This is a genomic window from Streptomyces sp. NPDC008092 (assembly GCF_042957285.1).
Taxonomy (GTDB): Bacteria; Actinomycetota; Actinomycetes; order Streptomycetales; family Streptomycetaceae; genus Streptomyces.
This window is the reverse complement of record NZ_JBIBHY010000026.1, coordinates 53,636-68,734: the sequence shown is the minus strand read 5'-3', so window position 1 is coordinate 68,734 and position 15,099 is coordinate 53,636. Positions and strand designations below refer to the sequence as shown.

At 69.2% G+C, this 15,099-nt stretch carries 20 protein-coding genes; 1 reads left to right on the top strand and 19 read right to left on the bottom strand.

Annotated features, from left to right (window positions below):
- Positions 1–31 precede the first annotated feature (31 nt).
- From ACFZB3_RS47760 to ACFZB3_RS47750, 3 genes are all read right to left on the bottom strand, one after another.
- Entirely contained in the window at positions 32–1,939 is a 1,908-nt protein-coding gene (locus ACFZB3_RS47760; protein ID WP_391389709.1) for a hypothetical protein, read from the bottom strand.
- 76 nt (positions 1,940–2,015) lie between these two features.
- Positions 2,016–3,575 (bottom strand): terminase large subunit domain-containing protein, encoded by a 1,560-nt coding sequence (locus ACFZB3_RS47755; RefSeq protein ID WP_391389707.1) that lies wholly within the window; start codon positions 3,573–3,575, stop codon positions 2,016–2,018.
- Entirely contained in the window at positions 3,559–4,149 is a 591-nt protein-coding gene (locus tag ACFZB3_RS47750; RefSeq protein ID WP_391389705.1) for a sigma factor-like helix-turn-helix DNA-binding protein, read from the bottom strand. The genes ACFZB3_RS47755 and ACFZB3_RS47750 overlap by 17 nt, the downstream gene beginning before the upstream one ends.
- A 327-nt stretch (positions 4,150–4,476) precedes the next feature.
- On the opposite strand from ACFZB3_RS47750, the gene ACFZB3_RS47745 reads away from it, so the two are divergent.
- A complete protein-coding gene (locus ACFZB3_RS47745) occupies positions 4,477–4,692 on the top strand; it encodes a hypothetical protein (RefSeq protein WP_391389702.1) in 216 nt (71 codons plus the stop codon).
- 215 nt (positions 4,693–4,907) lie between these two features.
- On the opposite strand, the gene ACFZB3_RS47740 is transcribed toward ACFZB3_RS47745, so the two are convergent.
- The 16 genes from ACFZB3_RS47740 to ACFZB3_RS47665 form a co-directional block, all read right to left on the bottom strand.
- A complete protein-coding gene (locus ACFZB3_RS47740; RefSeq protein WP_391389700.1) occupies positions 4,908–7,238 on the bottom strand; it encodes a hypothetical protein in 2,331 nt (776 codons plus the stop codon).
- 62 nt (positions 7,239–7,300) lie between these two features.
- On the bottom strand, positions 7,301–7,684 hold the full coding sequence (locus ACFZB3_RS47735) for a hypothetical protein (protein ID WP_391389698.1): 384 nt from the start codon (positions 7,682–7,684) through the stop codon (positions 7,301–7,303).
- A 19-nt stretch (positions 7,685–7,703) separates the two neighbouring features.
- Positions 7,704–9,464, bottom strand: coding sequence for a hypothetical protein (locus ACFZB3_RS47730; RefSeq protein ID WP_391389696.1), 1,761 nt, complete (start codon positions 9,462–9,464; stop codon positions 7,704–7,706).
- 137 nt (positions 9,465–9,601) lie between these two features.
- On the bottom strand, positions 9,602–10,201 hold the full coding sequence (locus ACFZB3_RS47725; RefSeq protein ID WP_391389694.1) for a hypothetical protein: 600 nt from the start codon (positions 10,199–10,201) through the stop codon (positions 9,602–9,604).
- Positions 10,202–10,204: 3 nt separating this feature from the next.
- The gene (locus ACFZB3_RS47720; RefSeq protein ID WP_391389692.1) at positions 10,205–10,720 is read right to left on the bottom strand and encodes a hypothetical protein; all 516 of its coding nucleotides are present in this window, start codon (positions 10,718–10,720) and stop codon (positions 10,205–10,207) included.
- Complete coding sequence (locus ACFZB3_RS47715) at positions 10,720–11,388, bottom strand: GIY-YIG nuclease family protein (RefSeq protein WP_391389690.1); 669 nt, start codon at positions 11,386–11,388, stop codon at positions 10,720–10,722. Before ACFZB3_RS47715 ends, ACFZB3_RS47720 begins: the two co-directional genes overlap by 1 nt.
- Positions 11,389–11,456: 68 nt before the next feature.
- Positions 11,457–12,653, bottom strand: coding sequence for a hypothetical protein (locus ACFZB3_RS47710; protein ID WP_391389688.1), 1,197 nt, complete (start codon positions 12,651–12,653; stop codon positions 11,457–11,459).
- Between the two features lie 35 nt (positions 12,654–12,688).
- A complete protein-coding gene (locus ACFZB3_RS47705; protein ID WP_391389686.1) occupies positions 12,689–12,952 on the bottom strand; it encodes a hypothetical protein in 264 nt (87 codons plus the stop codon).
- 17 nt (positions 12,953–12,969) lie between these two features.
- The gene (locus ACFZB3_RS47700; RefSeq protein ID WP_391389684.1) at positions 12,970–13,098 is read right to left on the bottom strand and encodes a hypothetical protein; all 129 of its coding nucleotides are present in this window, start codon (positions 13,096–13,098) and stop codon (positions 12,970–12,972) included.
- A 112-nt stretch (positions 13,099–13,210) separates the two neighbouring features.
- Positions 13,211–13,423 (bottom strand): hypothetical protein, encoded by a 213-nt coding sequence (locus tag ACFZB3_RS47695; RefSeq protein WP_391389682.1) that lies wholly within the window; start codon positions 13,421–13,423, stop codon positions 13,211–13,213.
- A gap of 28 nt (positions 13,424–13,451) precedes the next feature.
- Complete coding sequence (locus tag ACFZB3_RS47690; protein WP_391389680.1) at positions 13,452–13,583, bottom strand: hypothetical protein; 132 nt, start codon at positions 13,581–13,583, stop codon at positions 13,452–13,454.
- A 12-nt stretch (positions 13,584–13,595) separates the two neighbouring features.
- A complete protein-coding gene (locus ACFZB3_RS47685; RefSeq protein ID WP_391389678.1) occupies positions 13,596–13,991 on the bottom strand; it encodes a hypothetical protein in 396 nt (131 codons plus the stop codon).
- Complete coding sequence (locus ACFZB3_RS47680) at positions 13,991–14,305, bottom strand: hypothetical protein (protein ID WP_391389676.1); 315 nt, start codon at positions 14,303–14,305, stop codon at positions 13,991–13,993. Before ACFZB3_RS47680 ends, ACFZB3_RS47685 begins: the two co-directional genes overlap by 1 nt.
- On the bottom strand, positions 14,302–14,538 hold the full coding sequence (locus ACFZB3_RS47675; protein ID WP_391389674.1) for a hypothetical protein: 237 nt from the start codon (positions 14,536–14,538) through the stop codon (positions 14,302–14,304). The genes ACFZB3_RS47680 and ACFZB3_RS47675 overlap by 4 nt, the downstream gene beginning before the upstream one ends.
- Positions 14,538–14,717, bottom strand: coding sequence for a hypothetical protein (locus ACFZB3_RS47670; RefSeq protein ID WP_391389672.1), 180 nt, complete (start codon positions 14,715–14,717; stop codon positions 14,538–14,540). The genes ACFZB3_RS47675 and ACFZB3_RS47670 overlap by 1 nt, the downstream gene beginning before the upstream one ends.
- A complete protein-coding gene (locus ACFZB3_RS47665; protein ID WP_391389670.1) occupies positions 14,717–15,061 on the bottom strand; it encodes a hypothetical protein in 345 nt (114 codons plus the stop codon). Before ACFZB3_RS47665 ends, ACFZB3_RS47670 begins: the two co-directional genes overlap by 1 nt.
- Positions 15,062–15,099 lie beyond the last annotated feature (38 nt).

Genomic DNA, 15,099 nt, shown 5'->3' with positions numbered 1-15,099 from the left:
CCCGCGCCTGAGATCAAGGACACCACAGATGTCACGCCGTGTTCCCCCCGGTTCCCTGCGCGGCCGGATCCTGGGCAGGTTGGGCCGGGTTCTGGTCGCCGGGCGCGGCCGGGAGCTGCGGGGCGGGCGCCGGGTCTGGTTCGGTCACCTTGACGCCAAGGAAGTCGCCAACGAGCTGGGTGTCGCCGGTGGCGTCGGCAAGCATGCGGGCCTTGTCGAACTGGCGGGACTGGATACGGTCGATCTCCTCGGCCGCATCGTCGATGGGGAAACCCGCCTCCATGAGCATCTTCAGGCCGGTCTCCAGGGAGAGCACGCCGCCGTCGACGCCTTCGGTGACGAGGGTGAGGACGCCCTGCTTGTCGGTGGGCTTGTACGACCCGAATGCGACCTTCGCGGGCATCGGCGTGATCCCGGACCAGTCGGGGTGCTGGCCGGCGACGTACAGGCGCTGCACGAACTTCAGCATGAGCGCGTACTTGTGGTCGCGGGCCAGCCTCATCGAGGCGATGAGGGAGTCGAGGGGTCCGAGGGAGACGTCCATGGCGTACCCGGACGGCGCCTGGGAGGGGTCGAGGGTGCCGAGGGCGACGGCGGGCAGGCGTGCGATCTTCGCCGCGCGGTCGGCGAGGTCGCCGATGTGGTTGCGGAGTTCGGCGAGGTTCTTGCTGGTGTCCAGGGCGATCATGCCGCCGCCCTCGCCGAGTTTGACCATCAGGCCGGGGGTGACGTCGTGGACGTCCATGCTGGACCCGGCGGCCTTCCCCCACAGGCCGATCATCGGGGATCCGGTGGTCGCGGAGGCCTTCGCGCTGTCGGTGTCGCTGCTCGCGAGTTCGTCGAAGACCTGCAGCACCTTCGCCAGCGACGACTGCCCCCAGTGTTCTTCGGCCGGGGGGACGGTGTTGGGGACGTGGACGACCGGGACGAAGTCGATGAGCAGGTCGAGGTGGTCGAGGACTTCGCCGTCGCCGCGGGTCGCGAACACCGCACCGTCCAGGGGCAGGGAGTCGACGTCTGGGGTGCCCTTGATGTCTTCGATGATCCAGGTGGCGTCGGTGAGGTAGCAGGTGACGTAGGAGGGGGTGTCGTTCCACGGGTACTGGCGGGCGATCGCGCCGGTGGCCGGGTAGTACAGGTCGCCGGGGGTGAGCGGCGGGGGGACTTCGGCGGCGGGCTGGTCCGGGTCCGGCTCGGGGGCGGGAAGGGGTGCGCGGACGGCGCGGCCCTTGGTGTCGACGCCGGAGGCGGTCGCGGGCCGGATCCAGTCGAGTTCGTAGGTGATGCGCCGCAGCCGGGCCTTGGTGCCGCGGCGGGGGTCGGCGGGGAGTTCCCACGCGAAGTGGACGCGGGTGGGGTAGTCGCCGGCGTCTCCGTCCTCGGGGAGGACGGGGAAGTAGAAGCCGGGGTCGTGGACGCGGAGGGTGGGGCGCATGCGGCCGGGGTCCCAGGCGAGCCGGTACACGCCGTCGCCGAGGCTGACGGACTTGCGTTCGCACTGCTGGATCCGCATCGGCAGCTGCTCGTCGTCGGCCCACTCCCGCAGTTGCTCCTGGACCCGGGCGGCCATGGCTTCTTCGGGGGTGGGCTGCTCGCTGTCGGTTTCAGCGCCGTGGACGGTGATGGTCTGCTCACGGCCCAGGACGTGGGACATCACGGTCTCGATGAACATGCTGGGGTCGCCGAACTCGCGTTTCTCCCGGGCGTGGTGGTCGCCGGCGGCCTCGGCGAGTTCGAACGCCTGGTTCTGGTCGTAGGCGGCGAGCAGCTTGTAGGCGGCGAGGCGCTTCTGGTCCTCTTCGGGGACCCACATGGCGTTGGCTTCGGGGAACGCCCGCCGGTTGGGCATGCCGGGTGCGTCGGCGTGGTGGGTGCCGGAGTAGACGGGCTTGTAGTTCAGCCACGACCAGGCGTGGATGACGACCTCGCGCAGGCCCACCGCTACTCCCCTACTGCTGTCAGGCCCCGCGCCTGATCATCAGAGTACGGGCGCGGGGCGGTCGGGTTCCCCCGGGTCATCGGCGGCCGCGGAGCCGCTGGTCGCCGTAGTGCTCGGTACCGAGGCCCTGCCGGGACGGGTCGGCGAGCTCGGTCAGGGCGTGAACGGCTGCGTCCATGCGGTCTGGGGAGTCCATGCCGGGCAGCCAGGTGACCATCTGGCCCTCCAGTTCGGTGAACTCGCCGACGTGGTGGACCAGGCCACGGGAGTACAACTGCGCGATCGGCTCGGCGCGCAGCCGTTTGCCCTGCTTGGCGTGCACTTCGATGATCGACGGCATGAGGAGCCGGTTCGTCTGCCCGTCCTGGGCGAGGGCCCGCCAGGCCTGGGTGACGATCTGCTTGGCCATGTCGCCGCCGAAGTTGTTCTCCACGACGATCGCATCGGCTTGCCGCTCGATGGCCAGCCTGCAGACCTCAGTGCCCCAGGTGTCGGCGCCCATGGTGCGGGAGCGGTCGTCCAGGACGTACAGGTCGCCTTCGCTGTCGCGGGCGGCGCAGACGAGGCCGACTTCGTCGTTGCGGAGCGAGTCGCCGCCGGCATGGTCGACAGCAACGATGACCCGAGTCGGGGTGATGCCCGGCCACGCCTTGGGGTCGATGCGGTTGCTGGTGATCCACGCCCACTTCCACACTCCGCCTTCGAGCGGGCGTGGTTTCTGCTGGTAGAGCGCGTACCAGACACGTTCACCGACGCTCTCGCGGATGTCGGCAAGTTCGTCGAGGCCGTACTCGCTTGGCCACAGGGGTTCGCCGACTTCGCGGTGCAGCGGGTCGGTCGTGCTGTCGGCAAGGGCGGGCAGGTCGATCTGGACCCAGCGGTGCGGTTCGTGCTTCAGGAGCCGCCCGGACAGGTCGTCCTCATGCCACCTGGTGTTAATCAGGATGATGGAGGCCTTGGACGCGCGGCGGGTGAAGAACACGCTGCGGTACCACTCCCAGATGCGGTCGCGTTGGGCAGGGCTGGAAGCGTCGTCGTGGCCTTTGAAGGGGTCGTCGATGATGCCGAGGTTGAAGCCCTTGCCGGTGAGGCCGCCGCCGACACCGGCGGTGACCATGCCGCCGCGGACGCTGGAGCCGCGTTTCTGCTCGAGGTCGAAGCGGTTCGCTGCGTGTGAGGCGGAGTGGAGCTTGATGCCGAGGACCGAGGAGTATTCGCGGAGCTGGTCGCGTACCCAGCGGCCGTGGTCGTCGGCTAGGTCAGCGCCGTATGAGGCGATCATCACCCGGTGTTCGGGGTGCCGGCGCAGGTACCAGAGCGGCCCCCAACGGGAGGCACGCTGGCTCTTCCCGTGTCGTGGGGGGCAGGTGAGCATGACCTGAAGGCGCTCGCCGGCAGCGATCCGCCGGAAAGCACTGTCGATCATGTCGAGGTGGGCGGCCTGCTTCTCCCTGCCTTCGGTGAGGACGGCGGCCAGGGCGCCCGGGGACCGGTCCATGGCCATCTGCCGTTCGACCCAGGCCAGCTTGATACGGGTCTCGGGGCGGGCCCGGGCGATGACCCGGCGCCGTTGATCGGCAGGAAGGCTGCGGTACTTGGCCTCGAGTTCGGCCTGACGGTCAGTCGCCGTCGTCACCGTCGTCCTCATCGTCGAGGTCCTCTTCCTGGTCGTCGTCTTCGTCGTCGAAGTCGGCGTCGGGGTCGATGGCTGGGATCTCGGCGTTCTCCCGGTCGGAGATGTCGATGAGGGCCATGATCTCGGCTGCTTCGCCGCTGGAGAACGGGATCGCGCCGCCGTCGGGGCCGCTGATCTCGGTACGTACGGGGACGCGCAGGCCGAACAGTTCGGTGATGTCAGCGATGATCTTCCGGGCTTGTTCGCTGGCCTTGAGGTCGACCTCCGTGGTGACCGTCGGGTCGGCTGCGTCTGGGTCGTCGCCGGGGAGCAGGCTGGTGCCGATGGCTGCGGGCATGACGGCGCGGAGGAGGCTTTCCAGCCGGGCGCCTTGGAGGTGCCGGTACAGCTGGGCGTCCTGGATCTCGAGGTCGTGGGCTCTCTTGATGGCCCGGGACAGGTCGGAGCGGGCGGTGGCGGGTGAGATCCCGAAGTGGTCGGCGATCTGGGCCGCGGTCCGTCCCTGGATCTTCATGGTGAGCATCTCGCTGCGCCGTTTGGCGACGAGTGCTCGTTTTGCCTTGGAAGGTGGCATGGCGGTGGGGCTCCCGCTGCTGTGTGGTTGTCAGGCCCCGCGCCCTGTCACGGATGATCGCTGATTTCTGCCTGTGTGTTCCCCCGGGTGGGGGTTTGGGGGAGCATGCGCGGCATGAGACGAGCGTGTACGGGGTGGCCGGCCGGTGTGGTGGCGGCCGCGGTGCTGGGCCTGGCCGGGTGCAGTGCTGGCGGTGGCGGATCTGGCGGGAAGGCGTCGGCGAGTCCGTCGGTGTCGAGGTCGGTGATGGCGCCGCGGGCCGCGTTGGAGGCGTATCAGGCGGCGACGGCGTCGGGGTGTACGGATGCTGCGGACTGCCAGGAGTTCATGACCCGGAAGCTGGCGGCCGCGGTTCAGGTGCGGGATGCGATGCAGGCGAGGGATCCGAGTACGTATGCGGAGCCGATCGGTGATGTGGATCGGGCGGAGCGTCTGGCTGACCACTACGGCCGGGACAACCTGGGGGCGAAGGGCAACTCGTTCGCGGTGTCGACGCCTCTGCAGGAGATGGTGGCGTGGTTCCGGGAGCATCCGGAGGGCTGAGACGGGGCCGGCCCCCGCTCCGAGGGGGATTCGGGGCGGGGGCCGGTGGTGGGCTCGGGTGGGCCTGGGGGAAGGGCGCCCGAGCGGTTTACGCACGGCCCGCAGTTGCTGCGTAGGGCGCGGGGACACCGGTACGGACTCCCGGGGCCGTGCTGTTTTGATGGTGGCGCATGGGTGGGGGTTTGTCAGAGGCGCTTCCCCCTGGCCCGGTTGGGTCAGGCGGCAGGGGTGGGGCCGAGGGCGACGCGGACGGTCTTACCCTCGGTCACACGGTGGATCTTTCCGGTGGCTTCGAGCTTCTTCAGCGTGTTCGCGAAGGTGGAGTCGACCAGGCCGGTGGCGGCGTGGAGGGCGGGGCGGTCCATGTAGCTGATCTCGAAGTCGTCTTCTTCGACGTGGCTGCTGCCGCTCAGGTACTCGAGGTGGAGGGGGTCGGCAGCGTCGCGGAGGGCGGTCAGGACCTTCTCCTCGGCGGTCAGCTCCTTCGGGGCGGGCAGGTTGATGCCGGGGGCGATGACGGGCCGGTCGTCGTCGTAGTCGTCGCCGTCCGTCTTTTCCTCGAAGCCGGGCAGCGGGGTGTTGGCGAGTTCCTCCATGACGTCCTCGTCGCCCCACCAGGGGACGTCTTCGGGGGCTGCGATGAGGTCGTCCCGAACGTGGGGGGTGGCGTCTTCGAGGGTGTCGATGCGCATCATGCCGGCGCGTCCGCCGGGGGCGGCGAGGAAGCCGAGTCCGAAGGTGCGGCGGGGGTCGTTCTCGGGGATGGACGGGTCGTAGATGAGGGATTCGTCGTCGGTGGGCCAGACGGCGGGGATCTGGGAGGGGTCGATGCCTTCGAAGCCGTTGGGGAGGTCGCCGAGGTTGACCTGGTCGGAGTCGGTGCGGAGGATCAGCCAGGCGCCGCCGGCGAGGAGGTTGGCGCGGATGGCTTGTTCTCCGCCCATCTGGTCGAGGTTGACGGTCTGGGTGATGAGGACCAGGGGCATTCCCATGGACCGGCCGAGGGCGGCGCCGGCCTTGACGATGTGGACGGCTTCGGCCCGGTTGGGGACCTTGGGGGCGAGCATCTGGGGTGCTTCGTCGAGGACGGTGGGGCACCAGGGGCGGCCTTTGGAGTGCTGGAAGTTCTTCAGGTCGTACTTGGCTGCCTCGGCGATGCGGTGCTGGAGGACGTGGTAGGAGAGGCGGAGGGCGCCGAGGGCGCCGTAGCGCTGGAGGCCGGAGTAGGCGGCCATCTTGGGGATGGCGGGGTTGGAGGCGCCCTTGGGGTCGGCGTAGATGATGGCTGCGCCGTTGGCGTGGTAGCCGAGGCAGACGATCTGGGCGGCGCCGCCCTTGCCTGATCCGGTGGTGCCGGCGATGACGAGGTGGAGGGCTCCGAGCTGGGGGTCGAACATCTGGAAGCGGGCGGGGTGTCCGGAGATGATTTTCCCGATGGGGAACCAGCCGCCGTCGGTGGCTTTCATGGAGTCCAGGCCTTGGAAGGGGTGTCCGGCTTCGAGGGGGTTGGAGTCCATGACGCGGATGATGGCCTTGCGGACGTCGTTGCGGTTGGGTTCGTAGGAGATGAGCAGGGGGGATTTGCGGAGGTCTCCGGCGAGGTCGGTGATGTCGGGGGCTTTGAGGGCGCCGCGCATGTCGTCGTCGGCGACGACCCAGGCGGCCTGTCCTCCGGTGTTCGGGTCGTCGGTGACCTGTTCGAGGTGGGTTTTGGGCATGGTGCCGCCTGGGCAGGCGACGCGGCGCTTCCAGGCGCCTTCGAGGGTGGTGGGGTCGAGTTCGGCGGGGGGCTGGTGGTTGACGGTGATGCGGGCTTCGCCGGAGTGGTCGCCGTGGCTGATGCTGATCCAGCCGGGGTTGCGTCGGTAGACGGAGGAGACGGTCTCTTTGGTGACGGTGACGGCGTTCCCGGCGGGGGCGAGGATCCGGCCGGTCCAGCGGTCGGCGTAGACGAGGATGTCGGTGAGGACCTGGCCCTTGTGGATGCCGGTGTCGGGGTTGCTGATGTGCTGGTGCCAGGCGGCCATGATCTCGTCTGCGGCGGTGACCGGGCCCATCGTGTGGTTGATCGCGGTGATGGTTTCCGGGGTGGCGGTGGGCTGGAGGGGGGTGCGGGCGAAGACGCGGCGGAGTTTGAGGGGGATGAGGGCGACGGCGGCGCACCAGCCGAGGGAGAGGATGCCGGGGATGGGCTGGTTGGCGATGTCGAGCCAGCCGGCCATGAGGGCTTCGGCGGCTTGGGGTCCGCCGGTGAGGCCGAGGCCGAGGGCCATGCCGGTGGTGACGGTGGAGATGCCGAGGGTGTCTCGGTGGGCGCGGGCGATGTCGATGCCGGGGAGGTCGTCGGCCCAGGTGCCGAGTCGGTTCATGTAGTTGGCGGCCACGAAGGCTGCGCCGGCCAGGTAGGCGCCTGCGGTGATGGCGGTTGCTGAGGGGTCGAGCAGGGGGGTGAGGATGCCGGTGGCGATGGGCGCGAGGGTCTGGCTGATCGCGGCGGCCCGCTCCGCGGTGTCGGTGCGGGGTGCGGTGCGGGTGTTCGTGGACACGGGGTGTGCTCCTTGTCTGGGTAGTGGCGGTGTGGCCGGGCGGACCGGGGTGTCGGTGTGGGTTACTGCTGTTCGAACCAGTCGCGGGAGACGTCCTGGAGGCCGTCGATCTGGGAGCGGTCGAAGGCTTCCTGGAAGCTGCCGTGGGTGGTGCGGGCCTGGTCGGCGACGGTCTTGGCCTGGCGGGCGGTGTCCTGGCCCTTGGCGGCGTAGGAGAGGATGCCTTCGGAGACGCCCTGGATGGTCTTGGACAGTTCGGAGGCGTCGGCGACGGAGTCCTTGTCGACGCTCTGGGCGGCCATCGCGTCGGCTTCCTTGCGTGCTGCGGTGGCCTCGTCGTCGATGACCTTCGCGGCGCTCTGGATCTGGGTGGCGTTGCGGGTGACTTTCTTCTCGAGGCCGGTGACGGCCCGCTGGAGTGACTTGTAGGTGAGTTCGGCCGGCATGTGGGGCTCCTTGGGGTGGTCAGGCTGCGAGGGCGGTCTCGGCGGGGGTGACGCCGCGGTCGGCGTAGAACTTCAGCTCGGCGGGCTTGGTCTCGTCGCTGTCGACGACGGCCTGGTACAGGGGCGTGTACCGGGTTTGGATGTTGGACAGGACGGCCTTGGCGAAGTCGTGTGCCTTGATGGCCTTCCGGTTGACCTCGTCGGCTTCTTCGGCCTGTGCCTTGGCGTGGTCGGCGAGTTTGGTGAGGGTGCCGACGAGTTTCTCGCCGCCTTCGACGCTCTTGGCCTGTTCGGCGAGGTTCTGGCATTCGGTGGCCTGGTCGCGGGCTTGGGCGGCGAGGGCCTTGGTGGCGTCGGCGACGCGGGCCAGGCCGTCGATGCGGGCCTCGAGGCGTCCTTCGTACTGCTTGAAGCGGCGGAGTTCCCCGCGGGAGACGTTGTTCTTGAGGAAGCCGTCGCCCAGGGTGATGTGGGTGGCGTCGATGCCCTGGGCTTGGATGGGGGTGGGCTTCGCCATGAGGGGGTCCTCCAGGGGGGTGTTGTCGTCGGTGATGGTGATGTGCTGGCCGTTCACGACGGCGGTGAGCGGGCCGCCGGTGGCGTCCTTGTCGGGCTTGGTGTTCTGTTCCGCCTTGGCGGTCTTGTGCTTGTCGTGGGCGTCGTCGAGGCGGTCGTGTTCCTTGGCGTTCTCGTCCTTCTTGTCGCGGTAGCCGTCGACGACGCCGTCCTTGTAGGCCTTGACGTGGTCGACGACGTTGCGGACGGTGCTGCCGTCCTGGTGGCCGATGGTGCGGGACTTCTCCAGCGGCGTACGGGTGTCGGCGGTGGAGTGGCCGCCCTTGCCGGAAGAACCCACGCCGCCAGACGTGCCGGCTGCTCCGGGCTTGCCGTCCTTGCCGGCGGTTCCGTTCGTTCCGGACGATCCCTGCTTCCCCGGGCCACCGCTGCTGCCGGTGTTGGAGGGCTTGTTCGGCGTCTTGTCGGTGGAGTGCTTGGGCGCCGGGGTCTTCGACCCGTTGCTGGTGTCCTTGCCGGACGTGCCCCCTGCACCGGCAGACCCCGGGGATCCGGGGGCTCCCTTGCCGCCGTTTCCTGACCGGCTGGGGTCCTTGGCCCCGGTGTCCTTCCGGCCGCCGCCCGGCTGTGACCCGCCGCCCGATCCGGCTGGGCCGTGGCTTCCCGAACGTCCGCCGGACCCGTCCCGGCCGGGACCATGCGCCCGGTTCCCGGCGGAGTTCACCTGGCCTTTCCCGTTCGAGTTCCCGCCGGACTTGCTGGTGTTGTTCTTGAAACCCCCGCCAGACCCGCTGGAATTTCGCACGGGTATTCCGCCGGACCTGTTGAGCGAGGTGGTCCGGCTTTCCTTAACCTGATGTGACTGAGCCTGCGCTTTCCTCAGGTCGAGACGTTTGTTGGCGGTGCCGCCTCCCTTTCCCCAGCGTTGCGCTCCGGCCAGCCACCACGCTTTCCAGATGGATCCCTGGGCTTTGCGCTGGCGTCCGTCGGGGTCCTTGGCCGTGGATTCTTCGGCGTTCTGGTACGAGGCGGAGGACACGCCGGGAGCCGAGCGGTCCAGGATTCCTTCCGGGTCCGTGGTGGAGGTGCCGGCGCCGGTGGTGGGGGCGATGTTGAAGGTGGCCGCGCGGGCCGGTTCCACGGCGGCGACCATCGACGCCAGGAAGCCCTTCGACGGGGTCTGCCCGGTGGCTGAGGTGGTGGCCGGGGTCTGCGGGGGGTCCGGCGGCCCGGGGGGTACTGCGGGGGCCGTGTCGGTCGCCATCTGTCACTCCTCGTATGTGACGTAGCGTGATTACTTACTCCCGTTCCCGACGGTGGATCTTCCACGGGAGACGATCACTCGGGGATCGTCTCCGCTGATCCAGCCGACAGGAGCAGGGAGTAAGTAACCAGGAATGGTTACGCTGCGTGAGAATTCTTGGTGCGGCGAGCCGCCAGAACGACCAGGAGACCGGCTGCGCCAGCGATGGCCAGCAGGCCGGTGGAGTTGATGCCGCCCCCGCCGTTTTTGGTGCTGGTGGAGGAGCCGGCCTCGGCCATGTCGCTGCCGTTCACGCCCTGGCCGGCGGCGAACTGGCTCTGGCAGTCGGCAACGACGGACTTGTAGGTGACGCCCATCTGCTTGCCGACCAGGCCCTTGTCTGCGTCGATGCAGGCGTCGACGGACTTCTGCCGGGTGGCGTCGGCGGCGGCCTGTTCCTTGCTCTGTGCAGCGGTGGCCTTGTTGATTTCCTTCAGCTTCTCAAGGTCCAGCTTCTTCATCTGGATTTCGAGGGCTGCGGTCTCCTTGGCGTCCTGCGCGGCCTGGGCAGCGTGGGATTCGTACCAGAAGAACCCGGTCCCGGCCATGGCGATAGCGGCGACGGTGATCGCGACCTTCCCGCGCTTGGTCAGGCCAGGCTTTACCGGCTGTACCGAATTCCCGTACGGGCTGGTGTGGGAGTTGATGTGGGGGGCGAATTCGGGGCCGAATTCCTGGTCGAACTGCTCGGGAGTCACTGCTCATTCTCCGTTCTGGCGTGCGGTCCGGGCGGCGTGGGTGATCAGGCGGGTGACGTGCTGGAACGTGCGGTCCTGGTGGTCGTTCCAGGCGAAAAACGGCTGGTGGTAGCCGTGTTCCTGGAGGGTTTGCTGCATGTAGTCGACGGCCCGGGCCCGTCCGGCGGAGGTGACGTGCCCGGTGTGCTGAAGGAACGTCTGGGCGCCGCGGATGCACATGCGGCCGGTGGGGCTGAAGTCCAGGGACCGCCCCCATCCGTAGCGGTCGAGGACCGCGAGGGTCTGGGCGAGGTGGTCGGACGGGATGAGGGGGGTGGGGTTCTGCCAGAGACCGAGGGCCTCCATCTGGTTGCGGAAGCCGGCGGGGATCAGCAGGTGCCAGCGTGAAGGCCAGTTGGGAGCCGCCGGCATCTGGACCCGCTGCGGGGCCGGGGCGGTCCGCAGGGGGGCGCGGCCGGGGGCCGCGGGCGGGGGTGCCGTCCGCGGCCTGGCGGTGGGTCGGGTGTCCTGGCGCGTCATCAGTCCGTGGTCCCCCTCCGGGCCTTCTCGAAGGCCTCGTGCATTTCGTTGTAGAGGTCGCGGAGGGTCTGGTCGGACTCACCGAATCCGCGCTCGCGCCAGACCTTGATGAAGGCCCGCTGGGAGGGCTGGCCGAGGTCGGCGTAGACCCGGAAGGCGCGGGCCTTGCGGGTCTCACGCCGGGCTATAGCTGCTGCACTCGGGCCAGTCCCTGCTTGCACGGAAGGCAGAGGAGTTACGCCCGAAATCGCTGCATTACGGGCAGACGCGAAGTGGAAAATCTCCGATGCGAAGTCGAACCACTCGGTGTCGCCATGGCGGTGCGCTGCGAACCTGGCGTGCAACGCACGCTCCAGGTCAGGTCCGCCTGGAAGTGCCAGGAGAACGCTGTCCGTACGCAAGGAGAGCGCGCTGACACGGCTCTTCAGGTTCGTTGTGTGGCCGATTTTGACGCGGCCGCCGTTCGAAATGAAGTAGACGACGCCCTCGTGCTCCCCACGCAGCAGGCCCTCGATCGGCGTTGCAGTGGCCGCTGTGACCAGGTCATTTCGAGCTCCAACGGCCTTATTGCTGCTGGCCTGGGCCGCCGCGAGGCCGCTGCGCAGCATGTCGGGGACGACGGTGAGGGCTACCTCGATGCGATGAGCGTTGCAGAGTGCGACGGGCACCAGGACGTCCGCCGTGCGGGGACATGTACGACCCTCGTCGCGCGCAACGCATGAGCTGTTGTTCTCGGTCACTGGCTGCCCCCGGTGACCTTGGTGTGGATGTCCTTGTAGAGGGCGCGGATGTCGTCGGTCTTGAGACCGTATCCGGCCTTGCGCCAAGCCTGTTCGAAGGCGTTCTGGGAGGGGGTCGAGCCGGTACCGCGGAGGTCGAAGTAGAGGTCGAAGGCGAGGCGCCGGCGGTCGGTGTCGCCTCCGTCTCGCCTACTGCTCGCCTGCGCCTCGCCGGGGTTCGCCTCGGGCGTGCCCGTGGCGGGCCCTGTGGTGCGCCCTGCTGCGCCCTCGCTGGTCAGAGCGCTTATGTCGTCGGGCGCGGTCTCCGGTGCGCCCTGGGGGGCGTTGGTGGGGCGCAGGGAGCGGAGGGTGTAGTCCTCGGTGCGGTTCGGGAGTCCCTTGAAGGCGCCCATGCGGTCGATGCGGGTGGTGATCTGGAGCTCGGTGCCCATCTGGTCGAGGGTGTCGTCCATGCCGTGGAAGGAGGCGTCGCCGGCGCGCATGAGGGCCTTGCCGTAGGCGCGCTGGCTCATGTACCAGGGCTTACCGAGCGTGGCCAGGGCGACGACCTTGTCCTGTGCGTTCCGGCGGCTGATGGCCTGGGCGTCGGCGCCACGGGAGCCGATCCCGAGGCGGCCCTCGATGCGCTTCAGGCGGTCGCGCCACCAGCGGGCGAGGAGGGCATCCGACTTGATCTTGATCCTCCCGAGCTTCGCTTCGAGGCCGAGGAGCTTATGGAGGCCGTAGGCGAGCATGACGGGGCCGACGATCCGGACGAGGGCGGTGCCGATGTCCTCGTGTTCCTGGCGGACGACCTCGATGGCACCGATGGCCTGGGCGAGGACGAGGACGTAGGCGGTGCGGGTGGCGCCCTTGTCGTTGAAGGCCCAGGCGTAGAGGGAGAGGCCGATGACGATGGCTTCGAGGACGAGGCCGACAGTGACGTTGAGGGGGGACTCCATGTGGAGTCGCTTCTCGGCGAACCGGGCGGAGGTGTTGGTGGAGAGGGCGAGGCCGGCGATGACGACGAGGCCCATGCCGGTCAGGCCGGTGAGGTTGCGGCGCTTCTGCGGGTCGCGTGAACCGGGGGTCTTGGTGTGGGCGCGGGCCTTGTTGGCGAGGAGGTAGCCGATGGTGAGGGTGATGGTGGCGAGGAGGGCGGCCCATGCGTACACGGGCACCCGTTCGACCGCGGTGTGGATGTCGGTGAGCATGGGCGGGTCCTTCCTGGTGTGAGTTGGTCGTGTGGTCAGGCGGTGGGCTGGGCGAGGGCGCTGCAGTTGTCGGCGTGCTGCTGGGCCCATTCGAGGACCTGATCGCGGTAGGTGAGTCCGTGGCTCTTGGTCCAGCCGCAGGGGCGGCAGGTGGCTCGGGATCGGTCGTCGTGGTCGTGGATGTCGACGGTGGCGTTGAGGTCGTGGGTGAGGATTCCGGCTCGGGTCAGGAATCGGGCGGTGGTTCCTTCGGGCCAGGTCTGGGTGGTGGGTTCGGTGTCGGCGGTCGCGGTGGGCATCGGGGGGCGGTGTCCTTTCAGGCGGCGAGGTCGTGGTCGGTGGGGGCGGGCGGCCGGGGCTTGGCGATGGCCTGGAACACCTCGTATTCGGTGTCGTCCCAGCTGCCGGGGTCGCCGTGCTCGTCGCGGTATTCCTTGCCGGTCATGCGCTGTGTCCTTTCGGTCTGGTCGGGGTGGGGTGCTGGTCTGGCTGGGGGCCGCCCCGCCGGGGGATTGGAAGCGGGGCGGCCTCGAGCCGGGCCAGAGGCCCGGGGTGGGTCAGAGCGTGTTGGGCTGGAGGCCGAAGAACAGGATCGTGAAGGTCTGTCCGTAGTCCTCCGCGAACTGGGTGGCCACGAAGTGGAAGATCTGCTGACGGGTCACTCCTTCCGGAACGTCAATGACGGCATCGCGGGTCGTCATGAGGCCGTCGGGGGTCTGGATGGACATGACCCAGTGGTAGGCGGTGGCGGTCTGCTGAGAGGTCGGCATGAGTCGGGGTTCCTTCGGGTTGGCGGGTTCAGGCGGCTTCGGGGAGGGTCTTGCAGGCGTCGCAGGTGCCGCCGTTCCAGTCGGGGAACACGCCGCCGCACCTGTTGCACTGCCCGGAGGCGGGGAGCCGGGCCCGTAACCGGGCGATCAGGTTGGTCATGGCCGTGGTCCTTCAGTGGTCGATGGCGTGGTTGGCGGTGGCGGCGCTGTTGCGGAGGTCGGGGTCGGTGAGGTGGTGGGCGGTGAGCCAGCCCTGGTGGGCGGCGTGCTTCTGCTGGTCGAGGGGCAGGTGGCGGATGGTGGGGTTGGTGTCGGCGTTCGTGAGGCGGGCGACGAGGTGGCCGACCGCGGCGAGGACGTCGGTGGCGTCGGCGGAGCCGGCGAGGGCGGCGATCAGGACCTGGGTGGTGTTGACGTCCAGGCGGTCGTGGGCGATGAGGCGGAGGCCATCGCGGATGAGGTCGAGGCCGGGGTGGATGTTGTTCAGGTCTTCGAGGGTGTTGCCGAGGTCGGTGCCGTCGACGGACGGCACCTGGTTCCCGTCGGTGCTGGGGTACGGGCCGGACATCAGATACCGCCGTCCGTCAGGAAGGACTCGGCCTCGGCGATTACATCGGCGATGTCGTTGGCGTCGACGTCCAGGAGCGGTTCGGCCTGCTGGCCGTGGTCGGCTTTGACCATGGCCAGGCCGAGGCTGGAGTCGGTGAGGCCTTCGACGTCCTGCCGGGACAGCCACACGTCACCGACGTAGCGGCCGTTCGGCATCCGCAGGGTGAGGAGGAGGGCGCGGTCGGCGGTCTCGTCGGAGAGGTTCGCGAGCTGGTGGTACAGCTCGAGCGCGGCAAGTTCCTCGGGGGTGTTCTGCTGGTTGTCCATGGTCACCAGTCCTCCCCGGGGATGCGGCCTTCGCGGAGAGTGGCGGCTTCCTCGCGGTACTCCTGCGCGTGCTTGTCGGCGAGCTGGGCGGAGGCCGCGGCCTGCCTGCGGGTGTTGTCGGAGAGCGTGGTGTCGGCGGCTGCCTCCCGGCCGGACTTGGCGTTCCGGTCGCAGCGGGCGGCGCACTTCTCACGGTCGGCGGCGAGCTCGTTCATCTCGCGGCGTGACATGCGGGCCATCAGCGGGCACCTCCCCGGACGATCACGAGGAAGGTGTCGGTGTTCAGGTCCATGACGACCTCGGCGGGCTGCCCGGCGGCGCGCCGGTCGGCGGCGAACTTCTCGGCGGGGTGGGCGCCGCGCGGGTGGCCGGCGGGGAAGCGCTCCAGGACGGTGCGGGTGGCGTCGACGGCGGCCATCACGCGCTCACCGCCCGGCGGATGCGGCGGGCCAGACGGGACGCCTTCCGCTGCAGTCCGCGCGCTCGGTCGCCGGCCATCCAGTACAGCTCGGCGAACGGGGCGGCCTTGAAGTCGGACCACGCCAGCGCGCGGCGGGAACGCTTCTCGATCCGTCCGGCGGCGGCGCGGTGCGCGGCGGCCAGCAGGTAGTAGGAGTCACGCGTCGCCCGGTTCGGGGCGTGCGCGGCAGCCTGCTCGGCGCAGCGCATGTGGGCGTAGTGATAGCGGGACGTGCGAACCGGGCGGACGTTGTCGCCGAGGTGAGCTGTGCGAGTTGTCGATGCGCAAGTACCATCACGCATGGGTCGACCTCCTGGTCAAGCAGGGGTTCGGCTGTCCG